13 protein-coding genes and 2 pseudogenes are annotated in these 16,560 nt (G+C 59.9%); 7 read left to right on the forward strand and 8 right to left on the reverse strand.

Annotated features, from left to right (window positions below):
• Positions 1-164: 164 nt before the first annotated feature.
• A complete protein-coding gene (locus HUG10_RS19970; protein WP_179171463.1) occupies positions 165-668 on the reverse strand; it encodes a DUF6293 family protein in 504 nt (167 codons plus the stop codon).
• Between HUG10_RS19970 and HUG10_RS19975 the strand changes: the two genes are divergently transcribed.
• From HUG10_RS19975 to HUG10_RS19985, 3 genes are all read left to right on the forward strand, one after another.
• Positions 631-1,302 (forward strand): HFX_2341 family transcriptional regulator domain-containing protein, encoded by a 672-nt coding sequence (locus tag HUG10_RS19975; protein WP_179171464.1) that lies wholly within the window; start codon positions 631-633, stop codon positions 1,300-1,302. The two genes, HUG10_RS19970 and HUG10_RS19975, sit on opposite strands and share 38 nt — an antisense overlap.
• A 1,255-nt stretch (positions 1,303-2,557) precedes the next feature.
• Positions 2,558-3,832 carry an orc1/cdc6 family replication initiation protein gene (locus HUG10_RS19980; protein ID WP_246310517.1) on the forward strand — a complete coding sequence of 425 codons (1,275 nt, stop codon included), beginning with the start codon at positions 2,558-2,560 and terminating at the stop codon, positions 3,830-3,832.
• A gap of 1,203 nt (positions 3,833-5,035) precedes the next feature.
• Positions 5,036-5,311 (forward strand): PadR family transcriptional regulator, encoded by a 276-nt coding sequence (locus HUG10_RS19985; protein WP_179171465.1) that lies wholly within the window; start codon positions 5,036-5,038, stop codon positions 5,309-5,311.
• Positions 5,312-5,463: 152 nt separating this feature from the next.
• On the opposite strand, the gene HUG10_RS22315 is transcribed toward HUG10_RS19985, so the two are convergent.
• From HUG10_RS22315 to HUG10_RS22235, 4 genes and pseudogenes are all read right to left on the reverse strand, one after another.
• A complete protein-coding gene (locus tag HUG10_RS22315; RefSeq protein WP_449272362.1) occupies positions 5,464-5,613 on the reverse strand; it encodes a DUF7837 family putative zinc-binding protein in 150 nt (49 codons plus the stop codon).
• Positions 5,614-5,755: 142 nt separating this feature from the next.
• Positions 5,756-6,052, reverse strand: a pseudogene (locus HUG10_RS19990) (PadR family transcriptional regulator); the annotation flags it as partial.
• 128 nt (positions 6,053-6,180) lie between these two features.
• A pseudogene (locus HUG10_RS22230) lies at positions 6,181-6,753 on the reverse strand (transcription initiation factor IIB); the annotation flags it as partial.
• Between the two features lie 550 nt (positions 6,754-7,303).
• Positions 7,304-7,444, reverse strand: coding sequence for a hypothetical protein (locus HUG10_RS22235; protein ID WP_394355008.1), 141 nt, complete (start codon positions 7,442-7,444; stop codon positions 7,304-7,306).
• 1,161 nt (positions 7,445-8,605) lie between these two features.
• Here HUG10_RS22235 and HUG10_RS20000 point away from each other — a divergent pair.
• Complete coding sequence (locus tag HUG10_RS20000; protein ID WP_179171468.1) at positions 8,606-9,862, forward strand: MFS transporter; 1,257 nt, start codon at positions 8,606-8,608, stop codon at positions 9,860-9,862.
• 459 nt (positions 9,863-10,321) lie between these two features.
• Here the strand turns inward: HUG10_RS20000 and HUG10_RS20005 are convergent, their stop codons facing one another.
• The gene (locus HUG10_RS20005) at positions 10,322-10,804 is read right to left on the reverse strand and encodes a hypothetical protein (RefSeq protein ID WP_179171469.1); all 483 of its coding nucleotides are present in this window, start codon (positions 10,802-10,804) and stop codon (positions 10,322-10,324) included.
• On the opposite strand from HUG10_RS20005, the gene HUG10_RS20010 reads away from it, so the two are divergent.
• Together HUG10_RS20010 and HUG10_RS20015 are read left to right on the forward strand one after the other, a co-directional pair.
• Positions 10,784-11,833, forward strand: coding sequence for an amidohydrolase family protein (locus HUG10_RS20010; protein WP_179171470.1), 1,050 nt, complete (start codon positions 10,784-10,786; stop codon positions 11,831-11,833). The two genes, HUG10_RS20005 and HUG10_RS20010, sit on opposite strands and share 21 nt — an antisense overlap.
• Positions 11,834-12,012: 179 nt before the next feature.
• Complete coding sequence (locus HUG10_RS20015) at positions 12,013-13,230, forward strand: MFS transporter (protein ID WP_179171471.1); 1,218 nt, start codon at positions 12,013-12,015, stop codon at positions 13,228-13,230.
• 358 nt (positions 13,231-13,588) lie between these two features.
• Here HUG10_RS20015 and HUG10_RS20020 read toward each other — a convergent pair whose 3' ends face one another.
• Entirely contained in the window at positions 13,589-14,602 is a 1,014-nt protein-coding gene (locus tag HUG10_RS20020) for an aldo/keto reductase (RefSeq protein ID WP_179171472.1), read from the reverse strand.
• Between the two features lie 74 nt (positions 14,603-14,676).
• Positions 14,677-15,804: an amidohydrolase family protein gene (locus HUG10_RS20025; RefSeq protein ID WP_179171473.1), complete on the reverse strand. Its 1,128-nt coding sequence runs from the start codon at positions 15,802-15,804 to the stop codon at positions 14,677-14,679.
• A 197-nt stretch (positions 15,805-16,001) separates the two neighbouring features.
• Here HUG10_RS20025 and HUG10_RS20030 point away from each other — a divergent pair, with 197 nt between their 5' ends.
• Positions 16,002-16,361: a Rieske (2Fe-2S) protein gene (locus HUG10_RS20030; protein ID WP_179171474.1), complete on the forward strand. Its 360-nt coding sequence runs from the start codon at positions 16,002-16,004 to the stop codon at positions 16,359-16,361.
• Positions 16,362-16,560: the final 199 nt, after the last annotated feature.

The following is a 16,560-nucleotide window of genomic DNA, read 5'->3' on the forward strand; positions in this document are numbered from 1 at the left end:
GTTTTAGAAGCGGCGGTAGATGGCATGCGTCCTGCCCGGCGTCCGGTCCGCTGTGGTGAGCGAGACGATCGATCACAGCGCACTTTCGCTGAATTTCCCACAATTCACCGCGCCACATCTCCCGCGGACCAAACGTACGCGCAACGGCACCACGTGACTCCTGCTCAGTCCCCGCTTCCCGTTGCTTGGGGCGCCCACTCCCGAACCGTGGCCGTCGGGTCGTCGAGTTCGAAGTCGATAGTCGGGCCGCTGCGCCCCTCCAACTCCTGAATCACGTCCTCGATGCGGTGGCGGAACGCCCGGAGCGTCTGCCGGCCGGAGGCTCTGGCGCTCACGTACTTCGATTTGCTCGACACAGCGTCGACCTCGATGTACGACTTCTCCTCGAGCGGCTCGATGATGTGCTGGCGGAGCTTGCCGTACCGCGCCTTCCCGTCGGCGCTGTCCCGGAAGCAGTCGAACCCGAGTTCCACGCCCATGTCGATGATGGTCCGGTACTTCGTCCGCCGCGTCTCCGTGTTGCAAGCGTCGATGACGGCGAGGGCAGCGAGCTGGTCGCGCGTCGGCGAGTCGATCGGGTAGATCTCTAGTTCCTCGGCGGTTCCCAGCGCCTCTCCCGCCGGCAGTTCGGTGTCGACGATCGTCGCGGAGTTGGAGGCGGCGCGCATCGACGTGACGACCGTCGCCGTAGACCTGTTCGACATGTACGGCGTGCTCGGCGAAGTGACGACCATCGCGGCCCAACACGCCGAGGATCTCGTCCACGTCAACGTCTCGACGGGGACGAAGCTGTCGGCGATCGGTGCTGCAATCGCCTGTATGGAACTCTCGACCAACGCGACTGCGTACTACGTCCACCCAGAGGAGTACGCTCACGGCGATATCGACGAACCGCTCACGTCGGAGTACGCTGACGACGAAGCGCTTCCAGGGTACCCGATCGATTCGCCGACGGCCGAACAGGTGGCGGTCATGGACTACGTACATCGGAAGGATACTACCGTCTACACGCCGAAGAAGAAGGACCTCATCGAGTTCGGGAAGCAGGCGGCTCTCCCATTCTATGCAAATTCGACCGCGAAATCCGACAAGGCAGCGTTCGGCCGCCTGAAGAGTCGGATTCTGGACCCACTCACCGAGCGCAAGTACGTCACCGTCGAGCACGTCGGTCGGCGCAAGCAGGTGTCCCTCACGGAACTCGGCGAGGATACGCTGCGAGCGTTTCGGCACAAGTTGTCGGAGTCACCGGAGTGCGGCGTCGTGACTTCTCCCCGAAATCGTCCGGGAAATGACGACGACTAGTCCAGGAACCAGCGGCCAGTCGTAGAGTAAGTTCTAGCGGAGTCCTCGTCCAATGCGACACCGTTACACAGTAAACGCCTAGGGAACGGTGCCAGACTTGGCGCGCCCGCGACGGTGTTACCCCCCATCCCTGGCCGTGATGATGGGAACGGGTGCCGAGTGGACGGTCTGTTCTGCGACGCTGTTCGGGAGAATCCGATCAGTACCGCGCTACCCCGTCGTCCCTTCGTTACAGCCCAAGGAGGTCTACCTGCGAACGCGGAGAGTTCATTGCGAGGACAATACCTGCCGTATCGATCGGAAGACACCCCTCTATCGATGTGTTCATGCGAGCGATTGGCACTCGATTTTGTGGAGCCCCATGAAGTCGCCATCACGTCAGCACACGATACACAGAGTGAACTCATAATTCAGTCGGACTGGGACGGACACACCCCTCTATCGATGTGTTCGATCTGTCTTGAGGATGGACGGATACGGCGGCTACACGGTCGTGGCTGTGGTTCTTTACTCGAAGTCAACACGGAGAGGCAATGAGATCGCCATTTCGTGAATCGGGAACCCGTCTTTGTCCGGCCGAGGATACACCGAATCACGGTGCTCCGGTACCACCAGGAACTCGGTCAGGAGGATCACATCGAACACTTCGATAGGGGTGTGTGTGTATGTTTGTACTAGAAAGCTAGAAGAAGAAGAGGCTAAACGCAGCTATTCCACTCCAACCGCCGGTCCGCAATTGGACGGAGACGTTCTCAGACGCCTCAAATAGGCTTGTAGTGGTGGTCTCCACATCGTGAACATACGAAGGGACCCCCCGTCCGGAGGAGACATCGAACACATCGATAGGAGGGTGTCTGTCTCACCACCGTCCTCGAGCGAACGTCCACAATACACTTCGTCAGCCGTCAGGCGATTACAGATAACTCACCGTACAAAACCCACAAATACCCCGAATCAGCGCTCTTCTCCGCGAATTACACATCGATAGGGGTGGGCAACACTTTTGACCCCGGCCTGTCTGCACTGTCCTATGGGTACTGACGACTCCGATGACCACCGTAATTTGATGGAGTCATCGGAGGACGAGTCGCCGGCCCAGGGTGACCCCGAACACGCCTCCTCCGAGCATGGGCCAGCGATGGACCCCACCGGAGCCTCGGATACGGATTCGGTCCTCCCTACCGAGCGTGATCAACATTCGGCTGAGGCGTCCGCCAACTCGACAGTCCCCGGCGATTCGCAGTCGATCGAGGACATGCTCCTCGAATTTGACGAGCAGGAGGGGCTGATCCGTGATCGGTCACTTCTCGACCCGAATCATGTCGTGGAGGAGGATCGGATCGTTGGTCGCGACGAGCAGCTCCAGGAAGTCACGAAGATGCTCCGGGTTGCCCTCGGGGACAACCGGCCACCGAACCTCTTCCTGTACGGTCCGTCGGGGACGGGCAAATCACTCATCACCAAAGCCGTCTGCAAGAACATCAGCCGGATCTGCGAGAGTCGGAACATTCGCTTCGGGACGGTCGAGGTCAACTGCCAAGATCTCGATACGCTCGGCGTCGCGATCTACGAACTCGCGCAGCGTGCAGCAGACGAAGCCGGCGTCGAGGTCGAGGTACCGAAACATGGTGTCGCGACGAAGGACAAGTGGGACGAACTCTACCGGATCGTCAACGAGAACTTCGATTCGGTCGTGTTTGTGCTCGACGAACTAGACATGCTCGTCGGCCGGCGTGACAAACAGGAGCCGGCGTTCTCCCGGCTTCTGTATCAGCTCTCGCGCGCGGGGGTCAACGACGACCTGACGGCGTACATCTCCGTCGTCGCCATCTCAAACGACACGAAGATGATGGAATCGGTGGGCAGCCGGGCCCAGAGTTCCTTTACGCCGGAGGACGTCCACTTCGACGACTACGACGCTCAGCAACTCCAGGCAATCCTCCGCCGACGCGAAGACGCGTTCCATGCCGGTGTCCTCGATGACGATGTCATCCCGTTGGCGGCGGCGTTCGCCGCCCAGACGAACGGTGACGCCCGCAAGGCGATCGATCTCATGCGTGTCGCCGGCGAACTCGTCGAGCGGGAGGGCGATGATCGCGTGCGTGAGGAGCACGTTCGCGACGCCCAGGATAAAGTCGAGAAGAATCGCGTCCTCGAGGTCGTGCGCGGTATCAGCACCCAGAAGAAGCTCTGTCTATATGCAACCGCGGCCGTGGCGGCAGAATCCGACGGCGGCTCCGCGCGGAGCACGACTGGCTATCGCGTGTACCAGTTCCTCACTGAGTCGATCAGCGCCGACCAGTACCACCAGGAGACCTACGTGAACAAGATGAAGGAACTGACGACGTACTCGCTCGTCGATTTCGAACGCCGGAGTCACGGCCCGAGTTCGGGGATGTTTCTCGAGTTCCAGTTCGGCGAACGCCCGAAGACGATTCTCGAGACGCTCCGCGAGGACTCCCGAATCGAGAAAGTCGAACCCGAGGAGGTACAGACGGTCGCCAAAGCACAGGTGCAAAACGAAACGTAGTCCCGGGAGTCGCACGCGACACCTATCTCCCCATCCAGTCCCGGCAAGACACCCCTCTATCGATGTGTTCGGAACCGAGTGTACTTAGCAGGTAACATTGTTGCTAACGGTGCTCACAACGGTGGATTCAACGTTTTCCTTCGTGTAACCTCATGGCCGAGGACACGCCTCTATCGAAGTGTATTCCTCCACGAGAACCGTTGAACTCCGCCGCTTATGGAACAGATTGGGGTTATTGAGATGTTGTTGCTTGGATTGTAGTTCCATCCTGAGAGTGTCGCCAAAACGCTCTCACAACGTCCCTCCGAGCGAATAGTTACCCCGTCTGTGTGACTCGATGATTGCATCGCCGGTGAGTTCGGTCACTTCGGCGACGACGTACGTGGTGCCGATTCTCCCGACATCGTGTGCATCCGACGGTTACGTTGGATTCAACCCGAGGTCATCCACGCACTCGGTCAACGTTGGATATTCGTTCAGTGCCACACCGTCTTCGGTGACCTCGATCAGCTCCGCTCCAATGCGCTCACTCAGCTATCGGATATCCTCGGGTTCTGGAGTTGCTATCTACGATTCCGCTGAGAACATGCTTTATGTCCCCTACCGCTCCACGAATACGGACTAGCAAGAGCGCTATCAATTCAAGAATGATCCGCTGGTGAGTACAGCCAATACGGCGATTGCCGTAGGGACGAGGGCTTCGCTGAAGGAGGGTTTGTGCAGCATCACTCACTCGCAGCCGCCTGGATCCATATAACGACACCCCTCTATCGATGTGTTCTCATCGCCATTCCCGAGTTGAACACCCCTCTATCGAAGTGTATCAGAGGGCAACCACGTGCGGGTTGAGGTCGATGATTGGCAATCAACGTCCGCTGTGGCCGTACTCCCAGTTTTGCCCTAGGCCTGTCCGCAGTCCCGCTCATGTCTGTAAGCCACCCCCGAATATGTCCGCAATTACGGTCGAGGGAGAACCCGCATTGAGCTGGAGGGGGGCGTGGGGGGAACGTCCCCGAGCGAAGGCCAGGCTCACCGTCGAAGGTCGTCAGAACTGTCACGGCGCGATTGTGGCTGAGGACGGCAGGACTGTCCGCCTTCCTTCAACCGAATTCCAGGCACGAGATACGAGGATTCTACGTCGGTTCAGAGCCGGTCCCGAAATCAGCACACCTTATTACGAATCGTCTCCCCTCTGTTCACCAAATGTACGACCTCACTGGCTTTCAGCGCGATCTGCTCTACTGTGCTGCAGGGTTCGAGGAACCGCATGGCCTCGCTATTAGAGACCAACTGGAGGACTACTACGGGAGCGAGGTTCACGCTGGCAAACTCTATCCGAATCTCGACACGCTTGTGGAGAAAGGCCTCATCAAGAAGGGTGAGCTGGATAAGCGGACGAACTTCTATACGGTCACTCAGCGTGGCCAGCGCGAACTCGAGGCACGCCGGGTTTGGGAGACCCAGTACGTCGACGGCTAGAGGTCGAAGCGACTGATCTCGTCCCGATCACACTGCGGGCACGTCGTCCGCTTACACTCCATGCTTGTTCCACAATAGCGGCATTCACAGACGGTGTCCGGATCGTTCGCCCGGCCGAGCAATTGGCTGAGGATGGGGGTCATGGGTTCATGTTACTGAGGATGCACCACTTCCGAGCAGTGCGGGCAGTCGGCCCAGATGCCCGTCTCGTTATCTTCACGATACTCGATGAGGACATCTCGGGCGTGAATGTCGGTCTCACAGTGCGGGCAGACACCAAGTTGTCTATCTGAGGATGCCATTATCTGGTGTAGATCTCCGAACTGCTGTCTTGGACTCTCGACGGGGTGTATTTGGCTATTCACTTGGGACACTCTTAACTCCGGAGGGCAGTGTGAAAGTGAACCCCCGCGACGAGCCACTGACACTGTATTTGACAGTCGATTATCTGGTGGTAGGGCGGGGCGCGTTCTCGTACTTAACCATCTTCGCGGGTTTGTCGGCGATCGTCTCGTAGATCCGCTGTAGCGTCTCCTCAGCCGCCAATAGGTTGTGCTCTTCGAGGAACGCACGCCCTTCATCGGTCAGCCCGTAGAACTTCCAGGGGTAGCCCTGCCGACGCTCGCCGTCGGGGAGGATGACCTCCTCCACGATGCCGGCGTCGATGAGCTTCTGGATGTGTTTGTACACGGTGGCCTCACTGACGCTCGGTTTGAGCTGTTCGAGCTCGTACATCGAGGGCGACAGCTGAGACGAGGAACGAAGTCGCGGGGGCGACGTGGCCCCGCGTCGAGTTCGAGTTCCACGTTCAGCACCCGATAGCTGAGCTTTACCTTCGACTCATCACACCGGGCGACCTCGGCAACCTCACCGAGCGTTCGCGTGTACCCGTCACATCGACACGCCGCGTAGAGGCTTCCTGCCGCGATCATCTCGACTGACCGGCCTCGAATCAGGTTCTCCGCCATCGCCTCATGATAGATCGCAGCGCCGCGTTCCGCCACCGATCCGGGAAGCTCGAGCGAGCTCGTCATCCGGTAGAGTTCTGCACAGGCGTGGCCGGGGTTCTGCTCGGCTGTCGACCAGAATTGACTTCGGTCATGTTCGGGCCGAAGTCGCCCGAGCTGTACGCGTTTGGATCCGGACGGGGCTAACTTAGTTCCGTCTCGTGTCCAGCCAATCTCGGTCGAAAGGCCACGATCGTGTCGTGCCTCCGTGAGTGGCGTGCCAACCCGGCTGTGACTATCATCGTCATCGTCGAACGAGCGCCACTCCGGTCCGCGGTGGAGCCGCTGTGCAGTGATGACGAGCCCACAGTCGGCATACCGCCGCTCACCTGCATCCGCAATGCCGGTGCTACTATACTCGAGACAGGTCGCGGTAAGATCCTTGTCGGCCTGTTCGTCAAATCGAATTTCACAGATATATCTACATAACAACATTATTCACGCAGGGGTAATCAAGGTTGCCCTGCATCATTCGGGGGGTAGACAAAATCTGCTAAGAGGCGATCACTTAATGGATTACTGACGTTAGATGGGTACCTATACGAACTCGTTGACAGTAATCACAGTAATACCGAATTGCCTAGTTCGATCACGCTTGCTAACGGTGAGTCAGCGGGGGACAACGTCTACCTTGTGACGTTGCCTCGTTCCTCCTCAGTCCGTCAGGGAGTTCCGATGATCACTCCGGATACCACGTGTACCTTTAGATTCAATCCGTTTCCGGAGGATTGCTGACCTATTAGTTGCAGTTCCAGGCCCGCAATTTGTTGAATTGGCCGCAGTGTTCCAAGCGGTATACTCGTCCATGAGCCACATTCCCAATTCATTAGTCGTGGGGTGTCAGAGACTCGAGCGAGAACGATCCGAGAGGACCAGCGAGTAACCCCTTAGAAGGGACTCGTTCAGTGGCCACCTCTGCAACGAGTGGTTCGATAGAGCATCGAACCATCAGTCGACCGTACGACGATCACTACCGAGAACGAGATTATGCGGTATCAGTTGACTCTTGACGTAGCTCGACTGTAATGGATTCGTGGTCGTCGACGGAAACGAGGCAATTGCTGTACTCAAATGAGACGTGACCCGACCGGCATGCAGTGCTCTCACTCCAGAATTCGAAAAGCATGTCCAGTGCATCCGGGGCAAGGGTCTCGTTCAGTGGCGGCAATGACTATGGAGAACAGTGTTCGGTCGAACTCACCGCATCGACGATGGCCATACTGATGGACTGCTCTGGACCGATCTCGAATACCACACCTAAAGTCGGTGTCAAAGTCGAATAAAGACTTGGGTTTTTCGCGTCCCGGCGGCGACGACTTGATACGGGGAGGTAACTCAAGAGGATTACTACTATACTAGCTTATGCGTTCAGCGGTGATGGATTGAACGAAGGGCGTTATCACTGCGAAATCAACCAGGTAAACTGACTTATCGAATCGTCCATGTGTACTTTAATTCAAGTGCCATCCTCGGAGTGAGTCGCGTCCGATCACCCCGTTAGAGAAGATAGCAACTGATCTCTTCAGACAAGATAGGCCTTGGGGATGTCAATTCGATATGACGCCTACTTTGGAGGGAGATGAGCGTGGTCATCCGGGCATTTCCGTCTAATTGGATCGGTAATTACCTATCGTTCTCCGACTCCGATGATCAGACATCCACCATCGTGCTACGACATATGCACCTTGAGCGAGGGGGGACGCGGTGGAACCGATGGTCGTCGAATACGATACCGTTGAGAAGGAGCGACGCCAGAACCGTCGACCACGTGGATACTGAATACAGAGTATGCCCGAAAGCAGTTCCCAGGCACTTTTATCAGACCCGGCGAACGGTGAGTACAGGTGAGCCACTTACCGTCCTCGATTCCTACCTGGAGCAGCCGCCGGCCAACGAGACCGAATCGTAAACCGATAGCGGTCCAGAGCGGGTCACCGCTTCCGATACAACTTTAGACGTGAAACGGAGCAGGTAACACTTCAAAACATAGGTTCTTGTCAGCGGCTGCTTCAGTATTCACTCGACGAAAATATCGCCGGTACGATGCTGAAAACACCCTTTGTAGTTAGCAGCCGGATTGTGACAAGGACAGGGTAGTTCGAAAACGGACCTACAAAATACAGGGCGCATATTCACCGTACCTCCACGTTAGTTGCTCTCAGTTCATATTTTAGTCGCCCGAAACCCAGCTCCTCGGATATAGTGAGAATTCAGCGGTGTATCTACCAGGCCATCGTCGACACGTTCATATCACAACGCCCGTTTTACACATAGGAGAACTGATACCGTGGCACCTTCTTTCACCTCCCGGATATTTTCTGTCTCGAATCCCCGCAAACTGTGGCTCGTTACAGGTGCCCACGCGGTCAACGAGTTCTACAGCATCGCACTCCCACCGATTCTGCCATTGTTGGTGAACGACTTCGCAATTTCCTATGGCGAAGCGGGTGTGCTACTCACGGTCTTTTTCGTCACGTACTCAATCTTTCAGTTACCCGCAGGCGTTCTCGCTGACCGGATCGGCCAACGATGGCTCCTTGCCGCAGGGATGGTCACGCTGTCGACGGGTATTTTCATTGCCGCGGGGGCACAGGGCTACGGGACGCTCGTCTTCGCTGAGGCGCTCGCTGGCATTGGCGGAAGCACGTACCATCCGACCGGAATGTCACTCATCAGCGACCTGGAGACTGGCGACACCGAGGGAAAGGCCATGGGAATCCATGGTCTCGGTGGAGTCGTTGGAACCGCTCTCGCGCCAGCGCTCATCGGCAGTCTGGCTGCGCTTTTCGACTGGCGACTTGCTCTCACGGTCAGCGCGATCGTGGGGATCGCCTATACGGCCACGTTCCTCGTCCTTTTCCGTGATACCGATACTACCGACAACGCGGCGCCAACCGAACCCGATGGAGGGGATAGCCCGAAGGTGGAAACCAAGACGACCACGGAGGGTCCCGAACGTCGGTGGTCCCAGCTCGCTTCGCTCCTCCCGGTTCCACTCGAACGTTGGGTCGCGGTGCTGTTTCTTGCTAATCTCGCCATAGCTACCGAGATTGGTGCGGTCCGCACGTTCGTCACCTCCTACCTCGTCGAGCATGCGGGAATGACCACCGTCGTCGCCAATGGGATTTTCTTCGTCATGCTCGTCGGAGCTGCTATTTCCTCAGTCGGTGGGGGTACCCTCGCAGATACCGTCGACCGGCGGTCACTCGGCTTCGTGACGATGGTGGTTTCGACGGTCATCTTGGGCGCGACCGCGCTCATCCCCCTCGTTCCAGTAGCGCTATTTGCGTGGTTCTTCCTCCTTGGGATCGTGCTCTGGGCGGCCATCCCGGCGATGAATGCGATCACCTCGCAGTACTCCGAACAGGAGTTCAGCGGGAGCCTCTTCGGTGTGATGCTCACCGCAGGATCGCTCGGCGGGGCAGGGGGACCCTTGCTGTTCGGTGTTGCCGCCGAGCGGTTCGGCCTGGGCGCGGCATTCCCCTTTGTGGCCAGTGTGAGTATAGTCGGTGCCGTCTCCTTTCTTGCAATGCGTCGGTTCTGAAGGATCAGTGCTTTTCCATAAGGCAAAAGCACCGGTTACGATACTGCCGTTTCTTCGCCTGGTTGTGGCGGACGCCTCTGAAGCCGTGCTTGCTCGGGATAAATACGCTCTGGACCCTGCACGTCGCTTCTACCGGCATCTGAGTAAGTTTCAGCGATTGTGCTGTATAGAAGGCGCGTATTCAGCTACCGAACTACGTAAGACTCAAGAGAACACCTGGCACAACATAGCCCACATGACTACATCTACTCAGCTTAGGCCATCATGAGTTCCTCCGTGGATGATATCGCCTTTCTCGTGAATTCGGAAAACTGTGTGGCCGTCCTCCGCAGCCTTCTCGATGGCCCCCACTCACGGCAGTAGCGGAGAAAACAGGCGTCTCACGGGTGATTCTCGGTCGAACCCCCGACCAACTCGAAGACTGTCAGTGGATTACCCAAGGGGGCTATGTTTGCGACATCACACCGCTTGTAGCGGAATGGGTGGCCGTCCATCGACTATCTCCGTCCCGATCTGTGACTGTGGCTTGAGAACGACCTGTATGGCGTTGTCGAAGTCGTCAGCGGGCTGGTGTTCTTGCACGGATTGGATTCTGAATGGATCGAAGAACGCAATCCAAGCGTCGAGGTAGAATTCGCGGATTGCGATGACCAACGGATAGCCCTCTGTGTCGCGAGCGATCTGAGAGCCACCGTGGGTCCAGACGCAGACCGCATCGATGGCGGTGAATGGGTGGCGGGAGTTGCTCGAGCGCCCGACGGTGTTGTCGGTCATCTGAGCGACGCCTGGCGACCGCTGGACGGCCTCGCGGCTGACAAGCACGTGGCCGAAAAATTCCGGGGAAACAGTTAGTATCTGCGATTGAGAAGCTGTACCGTGGCAGTAGATACGACATCCGAGTCGCCGGTCGAGGATATGCTGGTGGTCGACTGTGACGTTCACCAGGACTGGGCGACGGACGCGGAGTTCACGAAGTACCTCCCGAAGCACTACTGGGACCGCGGCGTCACGACCCCGGGGCAACCCGGGTGGAACAATCCGGTCGCCGAGAGCGGGATTTCTCGGAACGATTCCCTCCCGGAGGACGGGGGCCCGGCCGGGTCGGACCGCGACCTGCTCGGCGAGCACCTGTTCGAAGATTTCGGCGTGAACTACGCGGTGCTGACCGGACCGGGCGCGAACAACGCGTTCGGCTGGCACCCGAACCTCCACTACGGGACCGCGGGCGTCGAGGCGTACAACGACTGGCTCATCGAGGAGTGGCTCGACCGCGACGAGCGGTTCCTCGGGTCGCTCAGCGTGGTCCCGGCCGACCCAGAGCACGCGGTCGAGGAGATCGAGCGCGTCGGCGACCACGACCAGATGGTCCAAGTCATCCTCCCGGGGTCGTACGAGAATCCATACGGGCACAAGCGCTACTGGCCGATCTACGAGGCGGCCGAGAACGCAGGCCTCCCGATCGCGACCCACGTCTCCTCGTCCAGCAGGGGGACGTCGTGGGCCCCAGCGACCGGCGCCGGCATCCCATTGTCGTACATCGAGAAACACGCCGTCGTTCCGATGCCGCTGGTCGGCAACCTGGCCAGCGTCGTTCTGGAGGGTGTGTTCGTGGAGTTCCCGGACCTCCAGTGGCTCTTCGTCGAGGGACGGTTCACCTGGCTCCCCGACATGATGTGGCAACTGGACAAGAACTGGAAGGGACTGGGGAACCAGGTACCCTGGCTCGAGCGCCAGCCGAGCGAGTACATCCGCGAGAACTGCTGGTTCAGCACGCAGCCTGTCCCAGAACCGGAGAACCCCGAGCACCTCACCCAGATGCTGGATATGGTCCACGCCGAAGAGACGCTCGTGTATGCCAGCGACTACCCCCACTGGGACAACGACAACCCGAAGGCCATGCTGAACGGCGTTGACGAGGACGTCCGTCGGAAGATATTCGGCGAGAACGCCCGCGAGATCTACGGCCTCTAACTTTTCTCGCTGACTCCTCCTATCGGTCGGACACGCAAGCGTGCGGTCTCGTCAATCACCCGCGTCGTGACCGGCCATCCCGACGGACCGTCGAACTATCGTCCGCCCGGACCGCCGGCCCGTCGTTCGCTCGTAACTCAACATTGATGATAGCTCGAGCCGTCGGATAGCACCTATCGATGGAATCCAGTGTCCCGTCGGAGGATCGCCAGCGGGCCGCCCCCTCCGACAACCCGCGGGTCGCCTACCGACACCAGATGCTCGGCCTCTGCACCGCCGGGTCGTCCTTCTACCTCGCGGGGCGGATCGTCATTCCTCCGCTCGCGGTCCCGATCAAAGACGGCTTCGGAATCGGGAACGCTGAGTTTGGCCTGGCGCTTTCGATCCTCTGGGCGGCGTACGCGCTCATGCAGTTTCCCGGAGGCGTGACGAGCGACGCCACCGGGCACAAGGCGGTGCTCGTCGGGAGCATGCTCATCTCGGGCGTCGGGTTCGCCTTGCTGGCGACCGGTGGAACGTACGAGGCGTTCCTGGTCGCCGCCCTGGTCACCGGCGTCGGCGGCGGACTGTTCATGATCGTCCAATTCCGATTTCTCTCGGTGCTCTACGGCGACAACAAGGGGCGTGCGTTCGGACTGAGTGGCGGCATCACCGGCATCGCGGGCGTCGTCGCGCCGATCGCAGCAACGTCAATCGTCGGCGTCGCCTCGTGGCGGCACCCGTTCGCGGCGATGGTCGTCATCGTCATCGCCGTGGCGCTGGTTCTCCACGTCCGGGTGCGCGAGCGGTACGTCTTCGAGCGGCCGGCGCTGTCGGCGGCCGTCTCTCGGTCGATCGACCAGATATCCTCGGCGAAGATCCTGCTGCTCATGGCGATCACGGCCATCTTCTCGGTCGCCGTGCAGGCGGTCACGACGTTCATCCCGCTGTTCATGTACGAGGTGAAGGGACTTTCGCTCTCAATGTCGGGGACGATGCTGTCGGTCTACTTCCTCGTCGCGGTCGTGGCCAGGCCGATCAGCGGGACGCTGAGTGACGTCGTCGGCCGACGAACCGTGGCCGGGAGTGCGCTCGTCTTCTCGGGCGTCCTCCTCGCGTACGTGGTCCTGGTCGCCAAGCCCTTCTACGCGCTGCTCGTCTCGTTCGCCCTGTTCTCGTGGGCGATCGTCTCGTTCTCTCCAGCGATGGACGCCTACTACATGGACCTGTTCGCCGACGACAGCATGGGCGGCGCGTTCGGCCTCGCGCGAACGTTCATCCTGTTCGTCGGGAGCACCGGGCCGTACCTCATCGGTGTCGGCGCGGAGACCAGCGGCTTCGCTAACTCTTTCGCGATCATCTCGGGGTGCTTGGTGCTCGCAGGGGCGATGCTCCTCGCGACGACGAGAGCGTTCTAACTTCGACGAGAGCGTTCTAACTTCGACGAGAGCGTTCTAACGGCGATGAAGGCGACCAACGCCGACGATCAGCGCGGACGTGAACCGCCCGACGAAACGCGCGTTTGACTCGCAGCGCGGCGCCAGACGAAACGAGGGGCCCGACCGGCAACGGACGGGTCCGGGGGGTGTCACTTCTCTGATCGTTAGGCCAGGGATGAGCGGTAGATTCCGACAATACGAGCCGATATTGTGAAGGCGTGTGGGTGGCTCGTTGACGCAATCCCTGTCAATGAGTACCGCGCGAAGAGATGTGATGTAGCTGTCGAAAATCGTTCGTTGGCGCTGAATTCAAGTGCGAACCGACTGATCCTGGCGGTCAGACCAGCGACGCCGTCTTCGCCTCGTCGAGTCGAGCGAACTGGTCGTCGGTCAGCGAAACGTCGTCGGCGTCGAGGTTCTCCTCGAGCTGCTCAACGGTGCTCGCGCCCACGATCGGCGCGGTGACGTCCGGGTGGTGAAGCTGCCACGCGAGCGCGACGTGGGCGACCTTCGCGCCGACTTCCTCGGCGATGGCGGTGGTGACCTCGAGTACGTCGAAGTTCTCCTCGGTCAAGTAGTGCGACTTGAATCGGGCGTCCGCGGCGGCGGTCGAGTCGTCCGGGAAGTCGCGATCGCGCGAGTACTTGCCGGTGAGGAACCCCCACGCGAGCGGACTCCAGGGGACGATCCCGAGTCCGTAGTCCCGGCACATGTCCATGTAGTTGGCTTCGATCTCCCGGTCGACGAGGTTGTACCTGGGCTGGGTGACCGTGAAGGGCTCGTACCCGCGCCGGCGCGCGATCTCGTTCGCCTTGACGATCTTCCACTCGTCGGGCGAACCCGACGAGATACCAAGGTAGTTGACCTTCCCTTCACTGACGAGGCCGTCGAGCGTGCGCATGAACTCCTCGGCCGGCGTTCGGTCGTCCCACCGGTGACAGTAGAGCAAGTCGACGTAGTCGGTCCCCAGGCGGTCGAGGGAGATGTCGATCTGTCGGCGGAGATGCTTGCGGTTGAGCCCCTCGCCGTTCGGGTCGCCGGGGCGTCGGGGGCGGTGGATCTTCGTCGCGATGATGAAATCTTCGCGGTCGCGGTCGGCCAGCCAGTTTCCGATCCACTCCTCGCTCTTCCCGTCGCCGTACTTGTCCGCGGTGTCGATGAAGTTCCCGCCCCGCTCGGCGTACGCGTCGAGTAGATCGGCCGCCCGCTCCTCGTTCGTCTCGACGATACCGTCGTCGGAGTCGTACCGCTCCTCGCCGTCGATAAGCCGCCGGCCGAACCGCCACGTTCCCATGGCCAGTCGGCTGACTTCGAGACCCGTTCCACCGAGCGAAACCGTTTCGAGCGTCATCTCCGAGAAGGGGTGCTCTTCCGTAATAATTGGAACTGATGCACGAATGATAATTTGACAAACTGGACGCGTCTTCAGACCAGGCCGAACAGGTCGATCGCGGTTCCGCCCATGATCCCTTCCACGTCGTCCCGGTCGACACCGCCATTGACCGCGGAAAACACCTCGTTCGGAGTGTCGAAGTCCGGGTGCGGGTGGTCGGTCGAAAAGAGCAACGTGTCCGCGCCGCCGGCCATCTCCACCATCCATGCGACGTGTTGGTAGTTCTCGGTGTGGCCGAGGGGCTGGGTCGTGAGGTAGAACTGATCGCGGATGTACTCGCTTGGCATTTTGGTGAGCGACGGGAGGTCCTCGGAGTTCTGGAGGTAGTGGTCGTCGAGGCGCCACATCATCCAGGGGAGCCACTCGAATCCGGGCTCCTGGAGGACAAACTCGAGGTCGGGGAACCGCTCGGGAACGCCGTTGAACACCAGAGAGATGAGATGCCACATGAACTCGGCGGGGAACGTGAACGCGTGGCTCTCGGTGAACGTCTCCGCCCACCTGCGCTGAACCGGGAACGTGACCGCCGCTTGGATGTCGTGGCTGTGCATTACTATCGGAAGGCCCCGTTCCTGTGCGGCCTGGTAGATAGCGTCGTACTGCCAGTGGCCCGCGGGCGGAACCATCCCCGCCCCGGGCATCTGTACGCCGACGACGTCCTTCTCGTCGCCGATCCGGTCGATCTCCTCGGCGGCGCGGTCGGGAACCTGGTTCGCGACGGCCATGGTCGCGAATAGTCGGTCGTCTACGTCGAGGAACCGGTCGACGAGCAGGTCGTTGTACGCGCTCGCGAGCGCGACGGCCGTCGGGTCGTGGTTGACGGTCCCGAGCATGATGTTCGGGGAGAAGACGCTGTAGTCGATGTCGAACTCCTCCATAAACTGGATCTTCCCCTCGGGCGTGTCGGCCCCGGAGCGCGCGGGGTTGGTGCCGCTCTCGTCGTAGCCGAGGTGATCGTTGGGAAACGCGGGCGTCGCCCTCGTGTTGGTGAAGATGTCGGATCCGACGTTGTCGGCCTTCGCGATCATCTGTTTCGCCGCACTGTCGCTCGGTAGGTAGGACGCGAGCACGTCGTAGTCGGTTATCAGGTGCGAGTCGGTGTCGACGACGGTCACCGACTCGATCGAGAGCGGTTCAGTCGTCTGTTGTTGTGGTGACATAGGTTGAACTTCGGCCATTATCTATAAATAATGCACTGCTCGCTTGCGGAAGAGGGCCGCCTCGACCCACACCCGCGGGCAACGGGGCGGAGTCACGCTCCGCAGCGGCGGACGCGCGCGTTTGCTCGTGTTGCCGAACGCGTCGAGAGACTCGACCGCACAATTGATATATGCGGCCGAAATGAACCAACCTACGGATGGCCACCCGACAGAAGATAGCAAACGCGGACGAGCTGCCGAACAACGGCGACCGAATTATCGCCGAGGTCCAGGGGATAGAGATCGCTGTGTTCCGGTTCGACGGCGAGTATTACGCGCTGGCGAACTACTGCGTTCACCAAGGGGGGCCGCTCTGCGAGGGGGCGTTGAGCGGGCGGACAGTGGCGGGTGACGACGGATGGGAATGGGCGTACGACACCGACGAGAAGTACGTTCGATGCCCCTGGCACGGGTGGATCTTCGATATCACGGACGGTCGCAATGTCGATTCCGACCGATACGTGACGCCGACCTACGACATCGAGGTCGAAGACGGAGAAATCTTCGTCCACCGATAGGGAGACGACTGCGACGAGTTCGGTATGTCCAGCGTCGGCCGGAACGCGCCCGACGATGACGCGGACGGTCCGTACTGTCGAATGCCCACGCATGGATGGACCCCCCCGGAACGGGAGTGCAACGGCTGAAGGCACCGATCGCGGCGGTCGTCACGGCGAGCGAATCCGTTGAAATCATTCGCTAAATACCGACTCATCA

It is taken from the genome of Halorarum halophilum, from assembly GCF_013401515.1.
Classification (GTDB): domain Archaea; phylum Halobacteriota; class Halobacteria; order Halobacteriales; family Haloferacaceae; genus Halorarum; species Halorarum halophilum.